Raw genomic sequence first — 17556 nt, forward strand, 5'->3', positions numbered from 1 at the left:
CGAACGCCAAAGCGGCAGCCTGAGAACCTACGCGACCCCTGAGATTGCCCTGCTCTATACCCATGCAATCAATGACGAGATACATCAATGGGCTGTGCAACAGTTTGCCACGCCATCGGGTCAACGCTGGCTTGTTCAATTGAAACACAAGCAGAAAGCGGCGGAGCAGCATCGGCTGAAGCGGCGGGCATTGCTAACGGCGGGGTGGGCGATTCCAGTGGTGACGGTGGTGGGGTTAAGCCAACACGCCCAAGCGCAGGTTTCGGGTCAATCGACGACCACAACAACTACAACGGCGGCAACTACAACGGTTGCAACTACAACGGTTGCAACTACAACGGCTGCAACTACAACGGCTGTAATTACAACGGCTGTAATTACAACAGCGGCAACTATAGCGCCCCCCTTTGGTAGTACGGGGCCTCCGCCTACGGTGTTTCTGCCTCCATAGATTCTGGGTTAATTCCCGTCTGTCTTGCATCCCCTTTGGAAAAAGGGGATTCTTGCTGGTATCCTAACCTGTTCACACCACAGAGCATCGAGATTAAGTCCCGATCAAGATTTATGTGTTTTTTGGCAATTTTCGAGACGTTTAAGCGTTATTTCTTATGCCCCCATCAACCTCACTCAATGACCATATTTTTGTCCAAATCGCCGCTTATCGTGATCTAGAGCTTGTACCAACGGTACGAGATGCGATCGCTCAAGCCGCCCAACCCGATCGGATTCACTTTGGGATTTGTTGGCAATATGCCGATACCGAACTACACCTGATTGATTTACTGCAAGACATTCCCCACTGTCGCATTACCGCCATTCCCGCTAAACAGGCTCAAGGCCTTGGCTGGGCCCGCAACAAAGCCCAAGACCTCTGGGAAGAGGAAGCCTACACCTTGCAAATTGATTCTCACATGCGCTTCGCTCCCCGCTGGGATGAAACCTTGCTCACCATGTTGGCCCAATGTCCCAGCGAAAAACCCGTCTTAAGCTCGTTTCCACCGGCTTATCTTCCCCCACGAGACCTGGTCAGTCATAACTCCACTTGCATCCGGGTCACTCATTTTGCCGATCAGTGGGATCTCCGCCCCCAAGCCTACGGGGACTTAAGTGATTGTGATGCACCCCAACCGGGTTCATTTATTGCCGGAGGATTTAGTTTTTCCTCGGCTCAGGTGATTCAAGAGGTTCCCCAAGATCCCAACATTTACTTCACCGATGAAATTCCCTATGCGGTGCGGTTATGGACCCATGGTTGGGATGTGTATCATCCCCATCAAGTGGTCTGTTGGCATTTTTATAACGCAGGGAAAAGCCGAATTGGGAATTGGGATGATCACCGGAGTTGGTGGCAGCGACAACGTCGCACTGCCACCTATACCAAACAACTGTTGGGGATGGAACCGAGCAGCCGTGATTTTGGCTGCTATGGGTTAGGTAATCAACGGTCTCTTGCTGAATTTGAGTCACGGGTCAATGTCAATTTTAAGCAAAGAACGATCAATGGTGTGGTGGCAGATACCGAAAATGTGACGAAAGAATCGTCAGTCACTGAGTGCGATCGCACCCGTGAGAATGAACTTCTCATCCTCTGTAGTCAACCCAACCACTCCGATCTTCAAACCACGAAGCTGTTAGACCTCGCTCAAAATCACCTAGACTGGGATTATGTTTTGCGCGTCGCCACAGAACAGGGCATTATTCCTCTTCTATTTCAGAATCTTATTCAAGACAACAAGATTGATCTGTATTGGCAGGCAAAGCGTGATCTTACTTCTGAATATCGCGCCAATGTTATTCATAATCTGCAATGCAAACAAGAACTTTTAACAATTTTAGGGCTGTTCCAAGCTCATAATATTCGAGCATTACCCTATAAAGGCGTAACATTAGCGATCGCTGCCTATGGTGATATTGTGCGGCGGCAATTTTGTGATTTAGATATTCTTGTTGATCCTGAGCAATTTATGCTCGCTCAAAAAATTCTCACCGAGCATCACTACCAAGCTCTCACCCCCAGTTCTGACCATGCCTGGGATTTTGTTTTGAGTAATGGTAAAGTCACGCTTGATCTGCATCGCTATCCAGTGCCCAAATTCTATGCATTTGACTTGACCTTTGATACCCTTTGGGAACAGGCTCAATCGATAACAATTCAGGATCAAGTGATCATGATGCCGTCCCCAGAAGATATGATTTTGATGCTCAGCATCCACGGATTGAAAGATCGATGGCGGCGGTTGATTTGGCTGCGGGATTTAGCAGAAATATCACGCTCTACTCCTGATTTGGATTGGGACTATATCTTAAAAGCAGCACAGAACTTGGGTATTCAGCGAACTCTATCTGTTGGGTTCAAATTAGCGCATATAACCCTTGAAATCGAACTTCCTGAAATACTCAAAGAATCAATATCGCGGGATTCACAGCTAGATTGGTGCTGTAATTATTTACGCAATCAACTGTTAGTTCCGCTCAATCGGTTACCGCAAGGATTCGTTGCTATTATTGACTCATTTCGTCTCGATTTAGCTGTGCGGGAACGTTGGCAAGATCGCAAGCGTTATCTTGTCTTGCGAATCCTTTCACCCACTAACCGCGATCGCACTCTGCTTAACTTACCCAATGCCTTAAACTTTTTATATCTTTTGATCCGTCCCTTACGCCTACTTTACCGCTTTACACTCTCTCGCGTTCAACGCTTGAACCCTGTTGAATTAAAGTCATAACCTCACACTCTTTTTATTGATGCAAAAATTGTGCTTTCTTTCTGGATTACCCTCCACACTAAACAAGTTTGCTTAAAAACTAAATTGCCAGAAATTGCTGCATTAATTACGGGAGGATTCGCCGCCCTATTAGGAAAAGACGAACAGCAATCTATTGCTGAATTGCAAATTAATCAACAACATGAAAACTATTATGTTATCGATCAAAATAGTGATCGCGTTTTAGACATCAGTGATAACTGTGATCATTGTTTTATTCAGATTAAATATCACGTCATGACAGCCTTAATTCAGGCGCATTCTCAATGGCTTTGGTTTCACGCTGGGGCTGTTGCTAATCCTGAAGGCGCGATCGTATTTCCAGCAGATGCAGGGGGTGGAAAAAGTACATTTACCACCTACTTTACTCAACAGGGTTGGCAGTATTGTAGTGATGATGTAGTTCCGCTCAATTTTTACACACAACAGATTTATCCTGTCCCTCAAACCCCTCGTCCGCGTGCTGCGACTTCTACGATCTTGAGTCCTGATCAACTCACTCACGCGAAAAAACAAGCCGTTAAATTAACCGCTCAACAAATTAGTCATCAAGCTCATCCCATCACAGTAATGATATTTCCACGCTATCAACCCGATGCTGAAACGATACTATCTCCCTGCTCCGTAGGACAAAGCATGATGAATTTGCTGCGAAACTGCATTAATTTTCCAATCCATAAAACCCAGGTAATTCCCTTTCTAGTAACACTGATACAAGAAATTCATCGATTTGAATTGGTGTATAGCGATCGCACTGCGGCTTGCTCTCAACTAGAACATCTTTCCCAACGTAATTGGTCTCTCGATCCTTGAACTTGCATAAAATTAGCCTCTAGAATCAACCCCCAACTGAGCCAATCCACTCTCCAGTGAAAATTGTGGTCTAACCTTCAGAAGCTGTTCTGCTTTGGTGGTGTTCGCGAGCGAATGATGAATATCACCAGAGCGAATTGGGTGATATTGAATTTTGCCGTGCCAGTGAGGAAAATTACATCGTAAACCTGTAATTAAGTCCAGTAGAGAAGATGACTGTCCCGTACCCAAGTTAATCGCTTCAAAGCTGCCCTGGTTGGGCGGCATTGTCATCGTCTTTTCAATGGCGATCGCCACATCTTGCACATAGATAAAGTCTCGTTGTTGGGAACCATCGCCATAGACCATAATGGGCTTGTTTTGCTCCATGACTTGCTTAAAAATAGAAACAACATCACTATATTTTGAATTGACCTGCTGCTTGTTTCCATACACATTGAATAAACGCAAGGCGATAACTTGAAGTTTTAAACGAGGAGCAAATAGTTGCAAGTATTGTTCACTGGCGAGCTTTTGTAATCCATAGGGAGATGTGGGAATACAGGGTGTAGATTCTGCGATCGCATCATTTCCATTCCGAGCACCGTACACAGCGGCTGAACTTGCAAAAATCACTTTGGAAATCGAAAGTTTTTGACAAAGCTCAATCACTTTAACCGTCGTCGAAAGATTGTGATGATGAATTGAGGTGATATTTTGCCAAGAATGATGTACAGACGGAATTGCAGCAAGATGAATAATCGCATCAATAGGGGTTATGAAAGTCTCAGCAACCACATTCACAATATCCTCTGTAATCACATTGTTCTGAAGCGATCGTGGTACACTTTCTAAGTGTCCTGTGATCAGATTATCAACAATAGTGATTTGATGACTACGCTCTAGATGGCGAACAAGATAGGAACCAATAAAACCAGCACCACCAATAATCAAAACATGCATAAAATTAGCAATAAATTATTTTTACTATATAGCGGTTTTCATAGACTTGAGGTACAAAGATCCCCCTCAATCCCCCTTAAAAAGGGGGAAGTGGCGTTCTCATCCTTTCGCAATCTGCTGTATACCTTTGTTGCAAGGATTATCGAAATCAATGGGGGTGCATCTCAGTTATGCAATCCCTCACCCAACCCTCTCCCACAGGAGAAGGCTTTTGGCTCCTTTCTCCTGCGGGAGAAGGGCTGGTGGGGTTGACATACTCCCCCACTAAACCCTACGGGCTATAGTGGGGGAGTATGTCAATGTCGCTCAACTTAGCCGTCTTGAGGCTAAGTGCTGTGGTGATGAATTGGCTGGTCGGGGATTAGATCGGTACGGGGGGCGATCGCGGGTCATCGTCGTAACAATTTTTAAGACTTTCCTAAATTCAGAAGATTTGCGGTGAGAGTAGAACAAGGCCCCTGATTGGAGAGACACCATGCGCTGGAAAACCGTAAAACCGCTTCTGAATCTTATTCATTACAGCATCTTTGGACTCTGGAATTTGTGTTTTCTGGTGGTGTTGTACCTGATGTGGTTGCCAGAGTTCGGGGTTGAGACGATGCAGGCGATCGCATCGGGGGAAATCCAACGGGAATTTGCGATCACGTTAATCGGCTTTTTAGCGATTCCCCCGATCTGTACCGCGATCGCCTACACCAAACTGCTCAAGCAACCCCTGGCCCAAACGCGCCTCTTTTTTGGCATTGAAGCGCCCCTCTTTGTCCTCTGCCTGCTGCGCTTTTTCGTGCTGCGGGAACTGAACCCCGCCAGCTTTTGGCTCTTGGGGTCGCTGCTGGTGGCGATCGCGACCTTTAGCGTCACACAAATTACCGGCTATTGGGGCGATCGGGACGGCCTGCCGCGTCGCCTCGCGCCCCTCCAAGCAGCAGCCCAAACCCTCGTGATTTTGATGGGGGTGTATGTTGGGGTGCTGTTGATGCTCTATGTTGTGCCGGTGGCGGGCTTTGTGCTGACGGGGTTAGCGGGCTGGATCACCTCTGAGTATTTTTGGACGGGTCTGGGAGAATCGTGGCAGTGGTTTTGGGCGAATTTGGCCCAGGGGAGCTTGGATACGGTGCTTCAAGGTCTGTTTTTTACTGCCTTGTTTGGTCTGAGTCTGGTGTTTTTCCTGGCGATGCCGATGAGTTTCATCCTGTTTTATGTGGACTCTGGGCGGGGGATTTTGCGGAAATTTGCGGCTCAACGGGGGCGGAAAACGGCGATGATGCTGGCGGTGGCGACCTTGACGGCGTGGATTGCGATCGCCAGCGGTCTCAATCGCCAACCCCAACACCGCGCCTTTGCCTTTTTAGATCGCGACATCCCCTCCCCCCAAGCCCGCCAAGCCCTCCTGGAAAATGCCCCCGCCATTCGTGACGGCCTCCTCAATGCCTATCTCCATCCCTATCGCTATTTGGGGACGAATCAAGACACCAGTAATATTGAATGGCTATATCAACAGTCCTTACGAGTGCCGGATGGTGTGGCCCACACCCTGCAAGAGTTTCAGGATCTGCTGTTGTTTGCGTTTTTGTATAACGGCGATCGCAACGATAACGATCGCGCCAGCGAACTCTACGCCCAATTTTTCGACACCCCGATCCAAAAAGGCGAACAGGCCGCCATCCTCAAATCCCTCAAATCCACCACCATGCTCGATGCGGCCAATGCTGGGGTGCTCAATATTGGCGAGGAAAAAGTCCACCTCGACCGGCAAGACCTCACCATCACCCCCGCTGGAGATTGGGCAGAAGTGGAACTCCATGAAGTCTATGTCAACCAAACCTTTGAAGTGGAAGAGATTTTCTATTCCTTCTCCCTGCCAGAAAGTGCCGTGATTACGGGGATTTGGTTGGGAGAAACGGAGACTTTGAGCGATCGCTTTCCCTTCCAAGTTTCGCCACGGGGAGCCGCCCAAGCCGTTTATAACTCCCAAGTGCAACGCGAACGCCCCATCGACCCCGCCCTCCTCGAACAAGTGGGCCCCCGCAACTACCGCCTCCGCGCCTTCCCCATCCCCGCCCAACCCGACCAATGGGAGCGCAACAACGGCGTGGAACCCGCTAAATTCCATCTCTGGCTCACCTATCGCACCCTGCGCAGTGCCAACAGTTGGCCGCTGCCACAACTGAGCGAAGCCCGTAACGTCTTTTGGAACGACACAACGGCACGATTCCGCAACGGGGAAGCCGTTCCAAACATCCCGACTTGGTTTGAGGCGCAAGGGTCAGCCCCAGACGGCCCCCTCCAACCCCAGACGGCAACCCTCGCCGGCTACACCGTCACCGCTGAACCTCTGGCGGATTTGCCCCTCCGCGAACCCCAAGGCAAGCGGCTAGCGATCGTCCTCGATGGCTCCTACAGCATGAACGAGCAACGGCAAGAACTCGCCAAAACCGTGCAGTGGATCGAGAAGCATGGCCTTACGGATGGCGACCTGGCCAATAATGAAGCCGATTTTTATGTGGCTACGGCGGCCGGGATTGACCCCTACGCTGTTCCTCGCGCTGGGATTTCAAGCCTCGATCGCACCCCCTTCTATGGCACTGTCCAACTCAAAACCATGGTGCGGCAATTTGCCCAACTGCGCGACAATACGCCCTACGATGCGGTGATTTTGCTCTCCGATCGCGGCAGTTACGAACTCGCTGACGATTCCGATCGCCTGCCCGCGCTGGAAATGCCCCTCTGGACGGTGCATTTGGGCAATCATTACCCGGCTGCCTACGATGATGCCATCCTCGCTGCGATCCAAACCAGCGGCGGCGGGGCGGCGGGTTCGATTCAGGAAATGCTCTATCACATGACGGAGCTATCGGGTCAGCCGATCATGTTAGCGGATGGGTATCGCTGGGAGGCGACACCCACGGACAACCCGACTGCTACCCCGCCCGATGGCTTTACCCCCTTCGCGGCTCGGTTCTTGATCCATCACCTCAGCCGCGAAACTGACACCACCGATCCGGAACAGTTGGACAAACTCCATGCGATCGCCACAGAGACTGCGATCGTCACTCCCTATTCCTCGATGATCGTCCTCGTCAATGATGAACAGCGGAACATGCTCAAGGCAGCAGAACAGGGAGAAGACCGCTTTAATCGCACCGTCGAAGATGGCAACGAAGACCTCCAAGAACCCCCCAGCGTCATGGGCAACACCACGGTTCCTGAACCCGGCACTTGGCTCGCCGCTCTGATTATCACCCTCTTGATCATCCGCCAGCGCCGCCACTTCGCCCGCTAACCCCCTACCTATCCAGCAACGGCCCAGCCATGCCCCTACGGACAACCCACCCCAACCCGGTGGGAAATCCGGGGGGCATGGTAGTAAAGGCAACAATGGAGACTATTTTTAGATAGTTGAATTGGGCTTTGTTGAGGGGAGAAAATCTCAAGAATTCAAGCAATGGTGAGTTTAAATTGATGGGCAATGCGGCCGTTTTTCGTGCGGGAAATTTATTGCCACGGATGCACAGCACGATTCAAAAATGAGAGTGCGATCGCTCAAAATATAGCGTCATTTTATCGATCGCAGGGGTTCACCGGTGGGCTTGGGGGGTACGGGGTGAGGTGCGATCGTGGGTGGCGCGATCGCGATACAGGCTCACATCACCCGTCACCCATCATGAATCGCTGACCTTCTATCATTTTATGTACATTTGTGTAGTCCTGTGGATATTGCTCCTACAATCAGGATATCCAGTTTTACAATACAAAGATTCGGTCAGTTGAGGATGTCTAAAGCTTCATTCCTCTGCGACCGATTAAACTCAACACACAATAAAATACACATGCCGACATCAGCAAAAGGGCAAACGGAAACTTCCAACCCGGCCCAAACTCGTCTCTTGTTGTCTCTTTGGGATTTGAATGGTCTCACCCAATCGGTTAAACGATCAGAATTGAATAAGCGGATCGTGCGCTCGAAAGAAAAAGCGAAAGATTACCACACCCTCATTGAAACCTTAGCTCAAGCGGAAGCCATCCAAGTTTTCACAGAAAAACGCTCTGTGAGCCTGAAACTCACAGAAAAAGGGTTAGCTTTGCTGCAAGCTGGCTTGACTGATCCAAACTTTAAATTTTCCGGTTCTATTGTTGGTACCAAATTTCCCAACTCCCTGCTGAAGTGGTTGCGCACCAGCCAAGCCACTCACTCCCCTTCAGAACCGCAGTCCCCTCCTACAAAAACAAAACAAGCGAAACCTGAACAAGCACCCAAAACCAATGGTGTCATTGCAACCTATCAAGAGTTTCAAACGAGCATTTTGGAAGTCTACGAAACCCTCAATCAAAAGCACAATTTCAAAGCATTAGTGCCTATTTATCGGATTCGTCGCGAATTAAACGGCAAAATTGAGCCATTGCAATTTAATGAATGGCTGACGGAAATGCAAGCTGACGACATCATTCAACTCATGGCCGGGGAAATGCCAGACATGACCCCCGATAAAAAACAAGATTCGCTGACCCTGCCCAGCGGCAACTTCCGCTATTACGTCAAACGCATCCAATAGTTCTCACCCTAAAATTTCAACTAGGCTATCTAGCTTTTCTTCGTCATACTGTAGGACGTCACTCATGGCTAATTCTTCCAACTCTGACTTATCTGATATCAATAACGCTATCAAAAGTCAGAATATTTTTAAAAATATTGGTGTATTTCGATCGCACAATATTTGGGGACGGGGATACCCCGATGTTGCGACCTTTAACGCTCATGCCTCAGATGCTGTTTTACAAGCGTTAGACCAGGTTCGGAAGAGTCGCAAGCATAAAGTGACATCACTGGTTTTAACCGCTACCCAAGGGCAAGGAAAAACCCATCTGATCAACCGTGTGCGCCGTCAACTCGCACAACAAGGAAATACTGTCTTTGTTTATACTCACGTTTTAAACTTTACAGATCTAGATCAGGTCAATTTCTATTTTCAACAAACTGTTGTTGATAGTTTGAGCCGAGTCAACGATAGTGAAGTGACGCAGTGGCAGGTTTTAGCCACTGCGATTGTTAATCAGGCGGTTAAGAATGCTAAGACCCCTCAAGATCTCGTTGAGCAATTTGATAAAGCGTATCAAAATAGTCTGCATAAAGGTAAAAATCTGTTGGATTTACTGATCCAAAAAATTCATACCCAAAAAAGCATTGATCCGTATATTCTTCGCGCAGTTCTATGGACATTATCAAAACGAGCATCGAGCTATGCTGAAAAATGGCTATCAGGAGAGGTGCTTGAAGATTCTCATGCTCGATATCTAGGACTGCCAACTTCAATCACTAATCATCAAGATCGTGAAGCTAATGCCCTGAGCATTGTCAAGCAGATTTTCAGTTTAATCAGTGACTATAGCTCGATTATTATTTGCTTTGATGAAATTGATACGGGCGAAAAATATAGTGATGCTGGTTTACGTTCATCCCAAGTGGTCACAATTTTAATTAAGTCACTGTACGACACCCTAGAACAATCAAAACTAGGCAAAGGGGTTGTGATCTTAACAGTTATGATGCCCGATACTCATCGGGACTTATTTGATTCTATGGCTGATGGTGGTATTAGTGCGCGACTCTCAACATTTACCGAAAATCAGCCGATTGAATTGAAATTTCTTGATCCAGTTTCAATGACTGAATTAGTGAAATTATATCTTGAAATCTTCTACAACAAGAAAAATATTACACCACCTACACCCATTTACCCCTTTGACGAAGAACAACTCCAAAAATATGCCCAGGTCAATAAACCGACGGTGCGAGAAGCATTGCATTGGTGTGCCGAAAACTTCAAAGTTGAAGAAGATGTATTACCCAATGATCCTCGGCAACGGTTCGATCTGGCTATCAATCGGGAAAGCGATAATGACTTTACAGAATGCCTGGATGATAGTGAATTCATTGCCCATGTTCTCCGCTTTGGGTTTACTGCATTAGTCGGTGAGGTTTTCAACGGTGAAACATCCAGTGGTGAACAGTTAAATAATCTCATTATTCAAGATGTAGTAGATATTTCTCCAAAATCAAAAAATAATGATTGGATTAATTTTAAAATCATAGGCTCAGAGAATAATCACGACTTCAAAGTTGGAATTATGGTACTTCAGCATACTCACGGGCTTTCTGTGGGTGCAGGAATGAACCGGATTATTGATTATGAGACCTTTGATTTGACTCGTGGCTGTATCGTTCGTTCTAAATCCCGCAAAATTAAAAGTAATTGGGACTCCTATCGCTTAATTCGTAAACTAATTAAGCAACAAGGGGGTGAATGGGTTGATTTAACCTTTGAAGATGTTCACGACTTGATTCGACTGTATACCGTTAATGAGCAAAAAGACGCATATCGGTTAACGGAAGACCAAGTGATAGCATTCACGAAAGACTATGCGATCAAAAATCCACTTTTGTTAGAAATTCTCAGTAGTCAATCTGGGGGAATCGATGAGTCGAGTATTGAAGTTGATAGTCTATTTGATGAAGATGACAAAGATTTACCGGATGTCGATATTGACACTGAGTTAAATGATTTGCTCAGTACATTTCAGTCGGGGCAAGTAGAGGATTCTAGCAGTTTAGAAGAAGAATCTGCACAAGGTCTTGAAGGTCTTGATGTGGATGAGGCTCAAGAGCCGCAAGATACCGGTGAGCAGAGTCTTACTCAAGATGATGAGCCTGAGATTGTGCCTGAACCCCAGACTGAAGTAGATAGTCTTTGGTTTACAAGAACATACACGAGAAAGGGAATCAAAGCATTTTTGCTCAATGATAATGAATATGATGTGACAACATGGCGCGAATTTTTGATCACAGTTTGCACATTAATGAAGCTCAACCACAACAAGGATTTTGCTAAGGTTTTGCAAATCAAGGGTAAGAAAAATGCTTATTTTAGTAAAAACCCAAAAGATCTTAAAAGTCCCGAAAAAATATCAGGTTCTGGCATTTATGTCGAAACAAATTTAAGCTCGAATCAAATTGTTAAATTTGTTTATCGGATTGTAACGCTATTTAATTATTCTGAAGACTGCATTCAAATTATTTTAGATGAGGGATAGTGACTATGAATACGCTGTCTCTCAGTATTCCGTTTTCAGGATTTGAAATTGATTTATTGCTGCGAGGTGTGATAATTGCAGCCCTACCTAAACTATATCTCAAAGGTAAAAGTTTTCTGCTCTATCCCCTCAACGATCAAGATTTGACCTCACACTATCACCCACAATTTAACCGAGATTCTGACCCCCAAACAACCCCAAATGATCAGAGCGTCATCATTAAAAGTTGGGCCAGGTGTGAACTGTGCGAGCGAGTGCAAAGTGTGCAAGATCTTGAGCGCCTCACTCAAAGCACCATTTGGACGAATCAGGGCTTAAAACGCCACCTCGGAGCCAATCCTCATCTTTTTTTGGCCTATTTGAGAGTTTACCGTTTACCCCAACCGATGACAGTAAATCGGATCGAAAATGATCAGGATAAAGCGGGGAAATTTATCGGTTTAAATCCGGCGATCGCGATTGATGGATCGCAGCCTGTGTTAACAGAAGACCAGTTTGATGCTGCATTACACGCTTTGAAAGAGCGCCAGCCCATCATCACCCTAGAGATAACGCCGCTACCAGAACCGGAACGACCGAAACCGGATGCGATCGCCCCCCCTGAACCCGAACATGAAGCACCACCCATTCAACCTGAAATCACGCCGGATGCATTGCGATCGCCAGAGCCAGAAACTGTTTCAAAACCCGCTACTGTTCCTCAAACTTCCTACGAGTTAACCCAGATTGCAGAGGTGGGGAATTCCAGTCATGGGCATGAGTTTGAGCGACTCATCCGCAAAGGGTTGCTGTTTTTGGGCTTTCAAAATTCTGAAGAGAATCCGAAAGCAAGCCTAAATCCAGATTCCACGGGGGGAGCCGGCGGGTTAGATTTTTACGCAAATTATCCTTATCCGATTGTGGGCGAATGTAAGGCAACAAAAACCGAAAAAGTACCCGATGGAACACCCGCACAACTGGTTAAACTGGGTCATAAAATTCTCAAAGCTCACTATCAAGACTGCATTAAAATTGTAGTAGCCGCTGGTGAATTAACCAGTGCAGCGAATGAGACAGCAAGCGGCAATCAAATTAATGTTTTGCGCCCGGAAACCATTCAACGATTAGTTTGTTTAAAACAAAACTATCCAGGGTCAGTTAATTTATTTGAACTGAAACACATCTTAGAATCTGAGCCATTTAGTGAAGCGGTTGATGCTCAAGTTAATCACTATATTGATGCAATTGCTGGCGCAATTCAAACCCGTAGTAATTTGATTGGTTTAGTGAAAGAGCAGCCCCAGCCTCCGGATGTCACTCTATTACAAGGTATTTATATCGGTCGCTATTCCAGCAGCGTTGACCTTCAGGAACTACACCAAATTCTAGTCGAATTAGCATCACCCCTGACGGGATATTTAGGACGACGAAAAGGGGAACAATGGAAAGAGGATCGGTTTTATTTTGTGCGCGAGTTTGATCAACTCTTGCACCTGTGATGGGCTGATGGGTCGGGTAGTTCCACCGTTAGTGTATGGGGACTCATTCGCATTGTGGGGGTTCTGTGAATTTTTTCGTCTCCTAAAGTGCTGGGCGGAGGTTGGGGCGGGTTTTGTCCTAAAACAGTTCCGCGCCTTCGATGGGGGGTAACCCTTGGAGACTGTTGGCGCGATCGCCGCATTGTTGAGGGGTGGGGAAAAGTTTGCCGGGATTCGCTAACCCCTTGGGATTGAAGGCCGATCGCACATATTGCATCGTTTCTAAATCCGTAGGGGTGAACATTTCCGGCATATAGCAATTTTTATCGGCTCCGATCCCATGCTCCCCCGACAGACTGCCCCCGGCTTGCACACAAAGGCGGAGGATTTCCGCGCCGATTGCTTCCACATCGGCGAAAGCTCCCGGAATGGCTTGATCGTAGAGAATTAAGGGGTGTAAGTTGCCGTCCCCAGCATGGAAGACATTGGCGATCCGGTAGCCCGATCGCTCACTCAATGCCTCAATTTCCCGCAGCACTTTCGCCAACTGGGTACGCGGCACTACGCCATCTTGGACGAAATAATTGGGACTCATTTGGCCGGCGGCGGCGAAGGTGGCTTTGCGACCTTTCCAGAGTTTGAGGCGTTGTTCAGGGTCGGTGGCGACGGTGAGCGATCGCGCTCCCGACTGGCGACAGAGTTCCCCCACCCGCGTCACGTTGCCCTCCACTTCCACGGTTAACCCATCCAATTCCACGAGCAAAATCGCCCCAGCATCGCGGGGATAGCAGCCCAAGGCCACCACATCTTCCACGGCGTTAATGCTGAGGTTGTCCATCATTTCCATCCCCGCCGGAATGATCCCCGCACTGATGATCGCGGTGACGGCTTCCCCGGCGGCTTCGATGCTGTCGAAGTCGGCCAGGAGGACAGCGATCGCCTCTGGGGTTTTCAAAATCCGTAGGGTGATTTCCGTCGCCACGCCGAGGGTTCCCTCGGAGCCGATCAACACCCCCATCAGGTCATAGCCGGGCATTTCCGGAGCCATCCCCCCCAATTGGACGATCTCGCCGCTGGTAGTGACGACGGTGAGTTCTAGCACATGGTTCGTGGTCACGCCGTATTTCAGACAGTGAACGCCGCCGGAATTTTCCGCCACATTGCCGCCGATGGAGCAGATGATTTGGCTGGAGGGGTCAGGGGCATAGTAGAAGCCTGCGCCGCTGACGGCTTGGGTGACCCAGTTGTTAATCACGCCGGGTTGGACGGTGACGCGCTGGTTGGCGTAGTCAATGTTGAGGATGCGGTTCATTTGGGCCATGACGATCAGCACGCCGTTGGCCAGGGGGAGAGCGCCCCCCGATAGCCCGGTTCCAGCTCCCCGTGCCACCCAGGGGAGATCGTGGCGATCGCAAATCTGCACCGCCGCCGCCACTTCTGCCGTACTGCGGGGCAACACCACCAAGGCCGGGCGTTGACGATAGGCCGCCAACCCGTCGCATTCGTAGGTGAGTAGTTCTTCCTTGCGGCGAATGACTTGCTTGGGGCTGAGGGCCTGTTCAAATTCGCGGCGAATGGCAGCGGGGATGGGAGCGGAAGGAGAAGCGATCGCAGTCATGACACAGAGTCCCAAAAAATCAAGTCAATGTCCCCATTCTAGAAGGAAGCCGCTGCGGTTTTGGCTCCATTCGTCAGGCTTCTGTGCCAACCCTGTACAATTTATGGGCAGAGAAAGGAAATTAGCTTGTCTCACTCATTTACAGTGAGGTGGGGGTCTTGATCAGTCAGCATGGCGGAATCGTCACAACAATCATTAAGAGCATCCGCTACGGGCATGGAGCAAGCGAAATCCGTTTGTCTCAGTTCGGCCAGCAAAATTACGCAACTACGACAATTGCACGTCTCCCGTTCGACGATGCAGCAGTTTTTCACCGGCCAACCCATTGACCAAACCCTCTTCCATAAAATTTGTCGGATTCTGGAATTAAATTGGCAAGAGGTTGCTGATTTATCCGATCTTCACATCGAGCAAATCCCCGAAGCGCGTAACGGTAGCGGGCATAACCTCCCATTGCCCAGCGTGTCTCAATTTAATTTGCAGTGGCAAAAACTCAAAGCCCAAGTTAAACACACCCTCTATGAACAACACCGCACCATCCACCTCCTCAACCTCCAAAACCTGCCCATCGCGGCGTTAAAATTCGAGGTCTATCTCGTTGAAAAACTGCCCCGTGATCTTTGTGTCAACGTCAACACCTACCTGAAGCAGTTTAATCCGCAGGGGGAGTTTGAGCGGTTTGGGTTGGGCGATCGCAACGAACGCCTTGACGGCCTCACCGCCGCCACCAAATACCCCCGCCTCATCGTCCTCGGCCAACCCGCCGCCGGCAAAACCACATTTTTAAAATATTTAGCGATCGCCTGCTGCGAACAAGACTACCAAGCCGATCACATCCCCGTCTTCATCGACCTCAACACCTTTGACCCCGAACTCCTCAACGACCCCAACGTCCTCGAAAAACTCGTCCAACAGACCCTCAACCTCGACACCCTCACCGAATGCCAAGAAATCCTTGACTACGGCCATCTCCTCATCCTCATTGACAGCCTCGACATCGTCCCCGACCAAGGCCGCAAAAACGTCCAATTTCAACTCCGCTCCTTCACCCAACGCTACAACCGCAACCGCTTCATCATCACCTGTCGCACCCAATTCACCGACTACACCCTCCCCACCTTTCGCCATGTCGAAATCGCCGACCTCACCCTCAGCCAAATCGAAGCCTTCGCCCAAGCCTGGTTTACCGCCGAAATCGACATCCCCCAAACCCACGAAATCGCCCGCCAATTCATCACCGACCTCAGCCTTCCCAAATCTCAAAAATTCTTCCAACTCGCCCAAAGCCCGCAACTCCTGCAACTCCTCTGCTGGATGTTTCAATACCTCGGTCGTCTCCCCGACACCCAATTTGAACTCTACGAACTCGGCCTCACCCGCATCCTCGAAACCGCCAGCCCGCCCCACCCCCACCACACCCCCTCCATCTACCTCGACATCGACATCGCCGAACGCTACCGCCTCCTCAGCTACTTAGCGATTCTAACCTTTGAAAAAAAAGAACTCTTTATTCACTTTAAAAAATTAAAATCACACATTAGCCTCTACCTCAAAACCATCCCCAGCTTTAGCATCGGCCCCACCACCATGGCCGACTACGCCAAGCGACTCTTAAAAGACATTGAAATGCAGCATGGGATTATTTTTGAACGCAGCCAAGGGATTTATTCCTTCGCCAGTCCGCGCATTCAAGAATATTTAGTCGGGTACTATCTACTCCGCAACTTTGACCCCAACCATCTCCATAAATCCCTCGACAATGTTACAACTCGTAACTGGTATGAACTCTTTTCCTACCTCACCCAACGCATCGCCCGCCTTGATGATTTCCTCCTGCACATCAAATATAAAATTGATCAACTCGTCGCCCGAGATAAAAAAATTCAAATCTTTTTATCCTGGGTGAATCAAAAATCAATGTTAGTGAAAGTCCCCTACAAAATCGCAGCGGTGCGGGCCTTCTACTTTTCCCAAGCCATTGATCATATTTTTGATCCCCGAATTTCTCGCCCCCTCGACTTTTCCCACGCCGTCAATCGTGCCCTGAAATCCTCTCTCCATGACTGGTCTCTCGCCTGTCACCTCGATACAGAATTAGACTATGCGTTTAATCACAATGTCTTAGAAGAGCTAGACAGTGAATTTGTGATTGATCTGATTTTGAACTGTTTATTAGTGACCCTCGCCCATGATCTCAGTTTATTTATGACCTTTGCCGAAGATCGTGATTTAGCCATTGAACCCGAATTAAAACTTGCCCTCAATCGTTTTCAAAACCAGTTACCCGATACCGATCGTGATGCTGTGGACTATCAAAAATGGTGGCAATCCAATAGTCAAACCTGGATTCGGAATCTTCGCCTGGTCATTATTGAACATCGCAATGTCGGCTATGATTGGCAATTTAATCAAGATCAAAAAGCCCTCCTCCGTCAATATTACAATGCCAATAAATTACTCGTTGAATGCCTCTACAATAATCCCCGCGTTGATCCCAAAACCGTCAATGCGATCGAAGCCACCCTACTCCTTCCCATGGCCGACATTCGCAGCCACCAATACCTCTAGCCCCCGCGCTGCACTCTATAATAGAACAGAAGCCATTCAATTCACGCTGTCGTCTAATGGAGTACTTTCGGGAAAAATACATCAATCCCTTCACTGACTATGGGTTTAAGAAACTCTTTGGTGAAGAACCTAATAAAGACCTCCTCTTAGATTTCTTGAATGAATTAGAGGGTATCTGTGAAGAAAAGATAAAGAAGAGGGGGTAAAAGCCTCAAAAGATGGAAAAAGGGGGTAAAACGCAAGAGAACAGAAAATGCCTAGACAAGGATACCCCAGCGATGTGAGCGACGCAGAATGGGAAATC

Annotated in this window: 10 protein-coding genes and 1 pseudogene; 9 read left to right on the top strand and 2 right to left on the bottom strand. The window is 48.2% G+C overall.

Translation table 11 applies throughout. The features are described 5' to 3' along the window. From PN477_RS00165 to PN477_RS00175, 3 genes and pseudogenes are all read left to right on the top strand, one after another. A pseudogene (locus PN477_RS00165) lies at positions 1-451 on the top strand (hypothetical protein); the annotation flags it as partial. A gap of 157 nt (positions 452-608) precedes the next feature. Beyond that, positions 609-2726, top strand: coding sequence for a GlcNAc-transferase family protein (locus PN477_RS00170; protein ID WP_272120849.1), 2118 nt, complete (start codon positions 609-611; stop codon positions 2724-2726). A gap of 30 nt (positions 2727-2756) precedes the next feature. Continuing rightward, complete coding sequence (locus PN477_RS00175; protein WP_272120850.1) at positions 2757-3578, top strand: hypothetical protein; 822 nt, start codon at positions 2757-2759, stop codon at positions 3576-3578. Positions 3579-3590: 12 nt separating this feature from the next. Here the strand turns inward: PN477_RS00175 and PN477_RS00180 are convergent, their stop codons facing one another. Beyond that, complete coding sequence (locus PN477_RS00180; protein ID WP_272120851.1) at positions 3591-4520, bottom strand: NAD-dependent epimerase/dehydratase family protein; 930 nt, start codon at positions 4518-4520, stop codon at positions 3591-3593. A 475-nt stretch (positions 4521-4995) separates the two neighbouring features. Between PN477_RS00180 and PN477_RS00185 the strand changes: the two genes are divergently transcribed. From PN477_RS00185 to PN477_RS00200, 4 genes are all read left to right on the top strand, one after another. Continuing rightward, the gene (locus tag PN477_RS00185; protein WP_272120852.1) at positions 4996-7803 is read left to right on the top strand and encodes a TIGR02921 family PEP-CTERM protein; all 2808 of its coding nucleotides are present in this window, start codon (positions 4996-4998) and stop codon (positions 7801-7803) included. 547 nt (positions 7804-8350) lie between these two features. Next, positions 8351-9073 carry a hypothetical protein gene (locus tag PN477_RS00190; RefSeq protein WP_272120853.1) on the top strand — a complete coding sequence of 241 codons (723 nt, stop codon included), beginning with the start codon at positions 8351-8353 and terminating at the stop codon, positions 9071-9073. A 64-nt stretch (positions 9074-9137) separates the two neighbouring features. Next, positions 9138-11609 (top strand): ATP-binding protein, encoded by a 2472-nt coding sequence (locus tag PN477_RS00195; protein WP_272120854.1) that lies wholly within the window; start codon positions 9138-9140, stop codon positions 11607-11609. A gap of 5 nt (positions 11610-11614) precedes the next feature. Continuing rightward, complete coding sequence (locus tag PN477_RS00200) at positions 11615-13087, top strand: DUF1802 family protein (RefSeq protein ID WP_272120855.1); 1473 nt, start codon at positions 11615-11617, stop codon at positions 13085-13087. A gap of 118 nt (positions 13088-13205) precedes the next feature. Here the strand turns inward: PN477_RS00200 and PN477_RS00205 are convergent, their stop codons facing one another. Beyond that, positions 13206-14684, bottom strand: coding sequence for an FAD-linked oxidase C-terminal domain-containing protein (locus PN477_RS00205; protein ID WP_272120856.1), 1479 nt, complete (start codon positions 14682-14684; stop codon positions 13206-13208). A 171-nt stretch (positions 14685-14855) separates the two neighbouring features. Here PN477_RS00205 and PN477_RS00210 point away from each other — a divergent pair, with 171 nt between their 5' ends. Continuing rightward, positions 14856-17252 (top strand): NACHT domain-containing protein, encoded by a 2397-nt coding sequence (locus PN477_RS00210; RefSeq protein WP_272120857.1) that lies wholly within the window; start codon positions 14856-14858, stop codon positions 17250-17252. Between the two features lie 56 nt (positions 17253-17308). Further along, positions 17309-17458, top strand: a complete 150-nt coding sequence (locus PN477_RS20765; protein WP_417158711.1) for a PD-(D/E)XK nuclease family transposase — start codon at positions 17309-17311, stop codon at positions 17456-17458. The last annotated feature ends 98 nt before the right edge of the window (positions 17459-17556 follow it).

Source organism: Spirulina subsalsa CS-330 (assembly GCF_028330765.1).
Classification (GTDB): Bacteria; Cyanobacteriota; Cyanobacteriia; order Cyanobacteriales; family Spirulinaceae; genus Spirulina; species Spirulina subsalsa_A.

Coding starts and splice junctions, on each gene's coding strand:
- PN477_RS00170 (WP_272120849.1), top strand. CDS start 609: ATGCCCCCATCAACCTCACTCAATGACCATATTTTTGTCCAAATCGCC.
- PN477_RS00180 (WP_272120851.1), bottom strand. CDS start 4,520: ATGCATGTTTTGATTATTGGTGGTGCTGGTTTTATTGGTTCCTATCTT.
- PN477_RS00185 (WP_272120852.1), top strand. CDS start 4,996: ATGCGCTGGAAAACCGTAAAACCGCTTCTGAATCTTATTCATTACAGC.
- PN477_RS00190 (WP_272120853.1), top strand. CDS start 8,351: ATGCCGACATCAGCAAAAGGGCAAACGGAAACTTCCAACCCGGCCCAA.
- PN477_RS00195 (WP_272120854.1), top strand. CDS start 9,138: ATGGCTAATTCTTCCAACTCTGACTTATCTGATATCAATAACGCTATC.
- PN477_RS00200 (WP_272120855.1), top strand. CDS start 11,615: ATGAATACGCTGTCTCTCAGTATTCCGTTTTCAGGATTTGAAATTGAT.
- PN477_RS00205 (WP_272120856.1), bottom strand. CDS start 14,684: ATGACTGCGATCGCTTCTCCTTCCGCTCCCATCCCCGCTGCCATTCGC.
- PN477_RS00210 (WP_272120857.1), top strand. CDS start 14,856: ATGGCGGAATCGTCACAACAATCATTAAGAGCATCCGCTACGGGCATG.
- PN477_RS20765 (WP_417158711.1), top strand. CDS start 17,309: ATGGAGTACTTTCGGGAAAAATACATCAATCCCTTCACTGACTATGGG.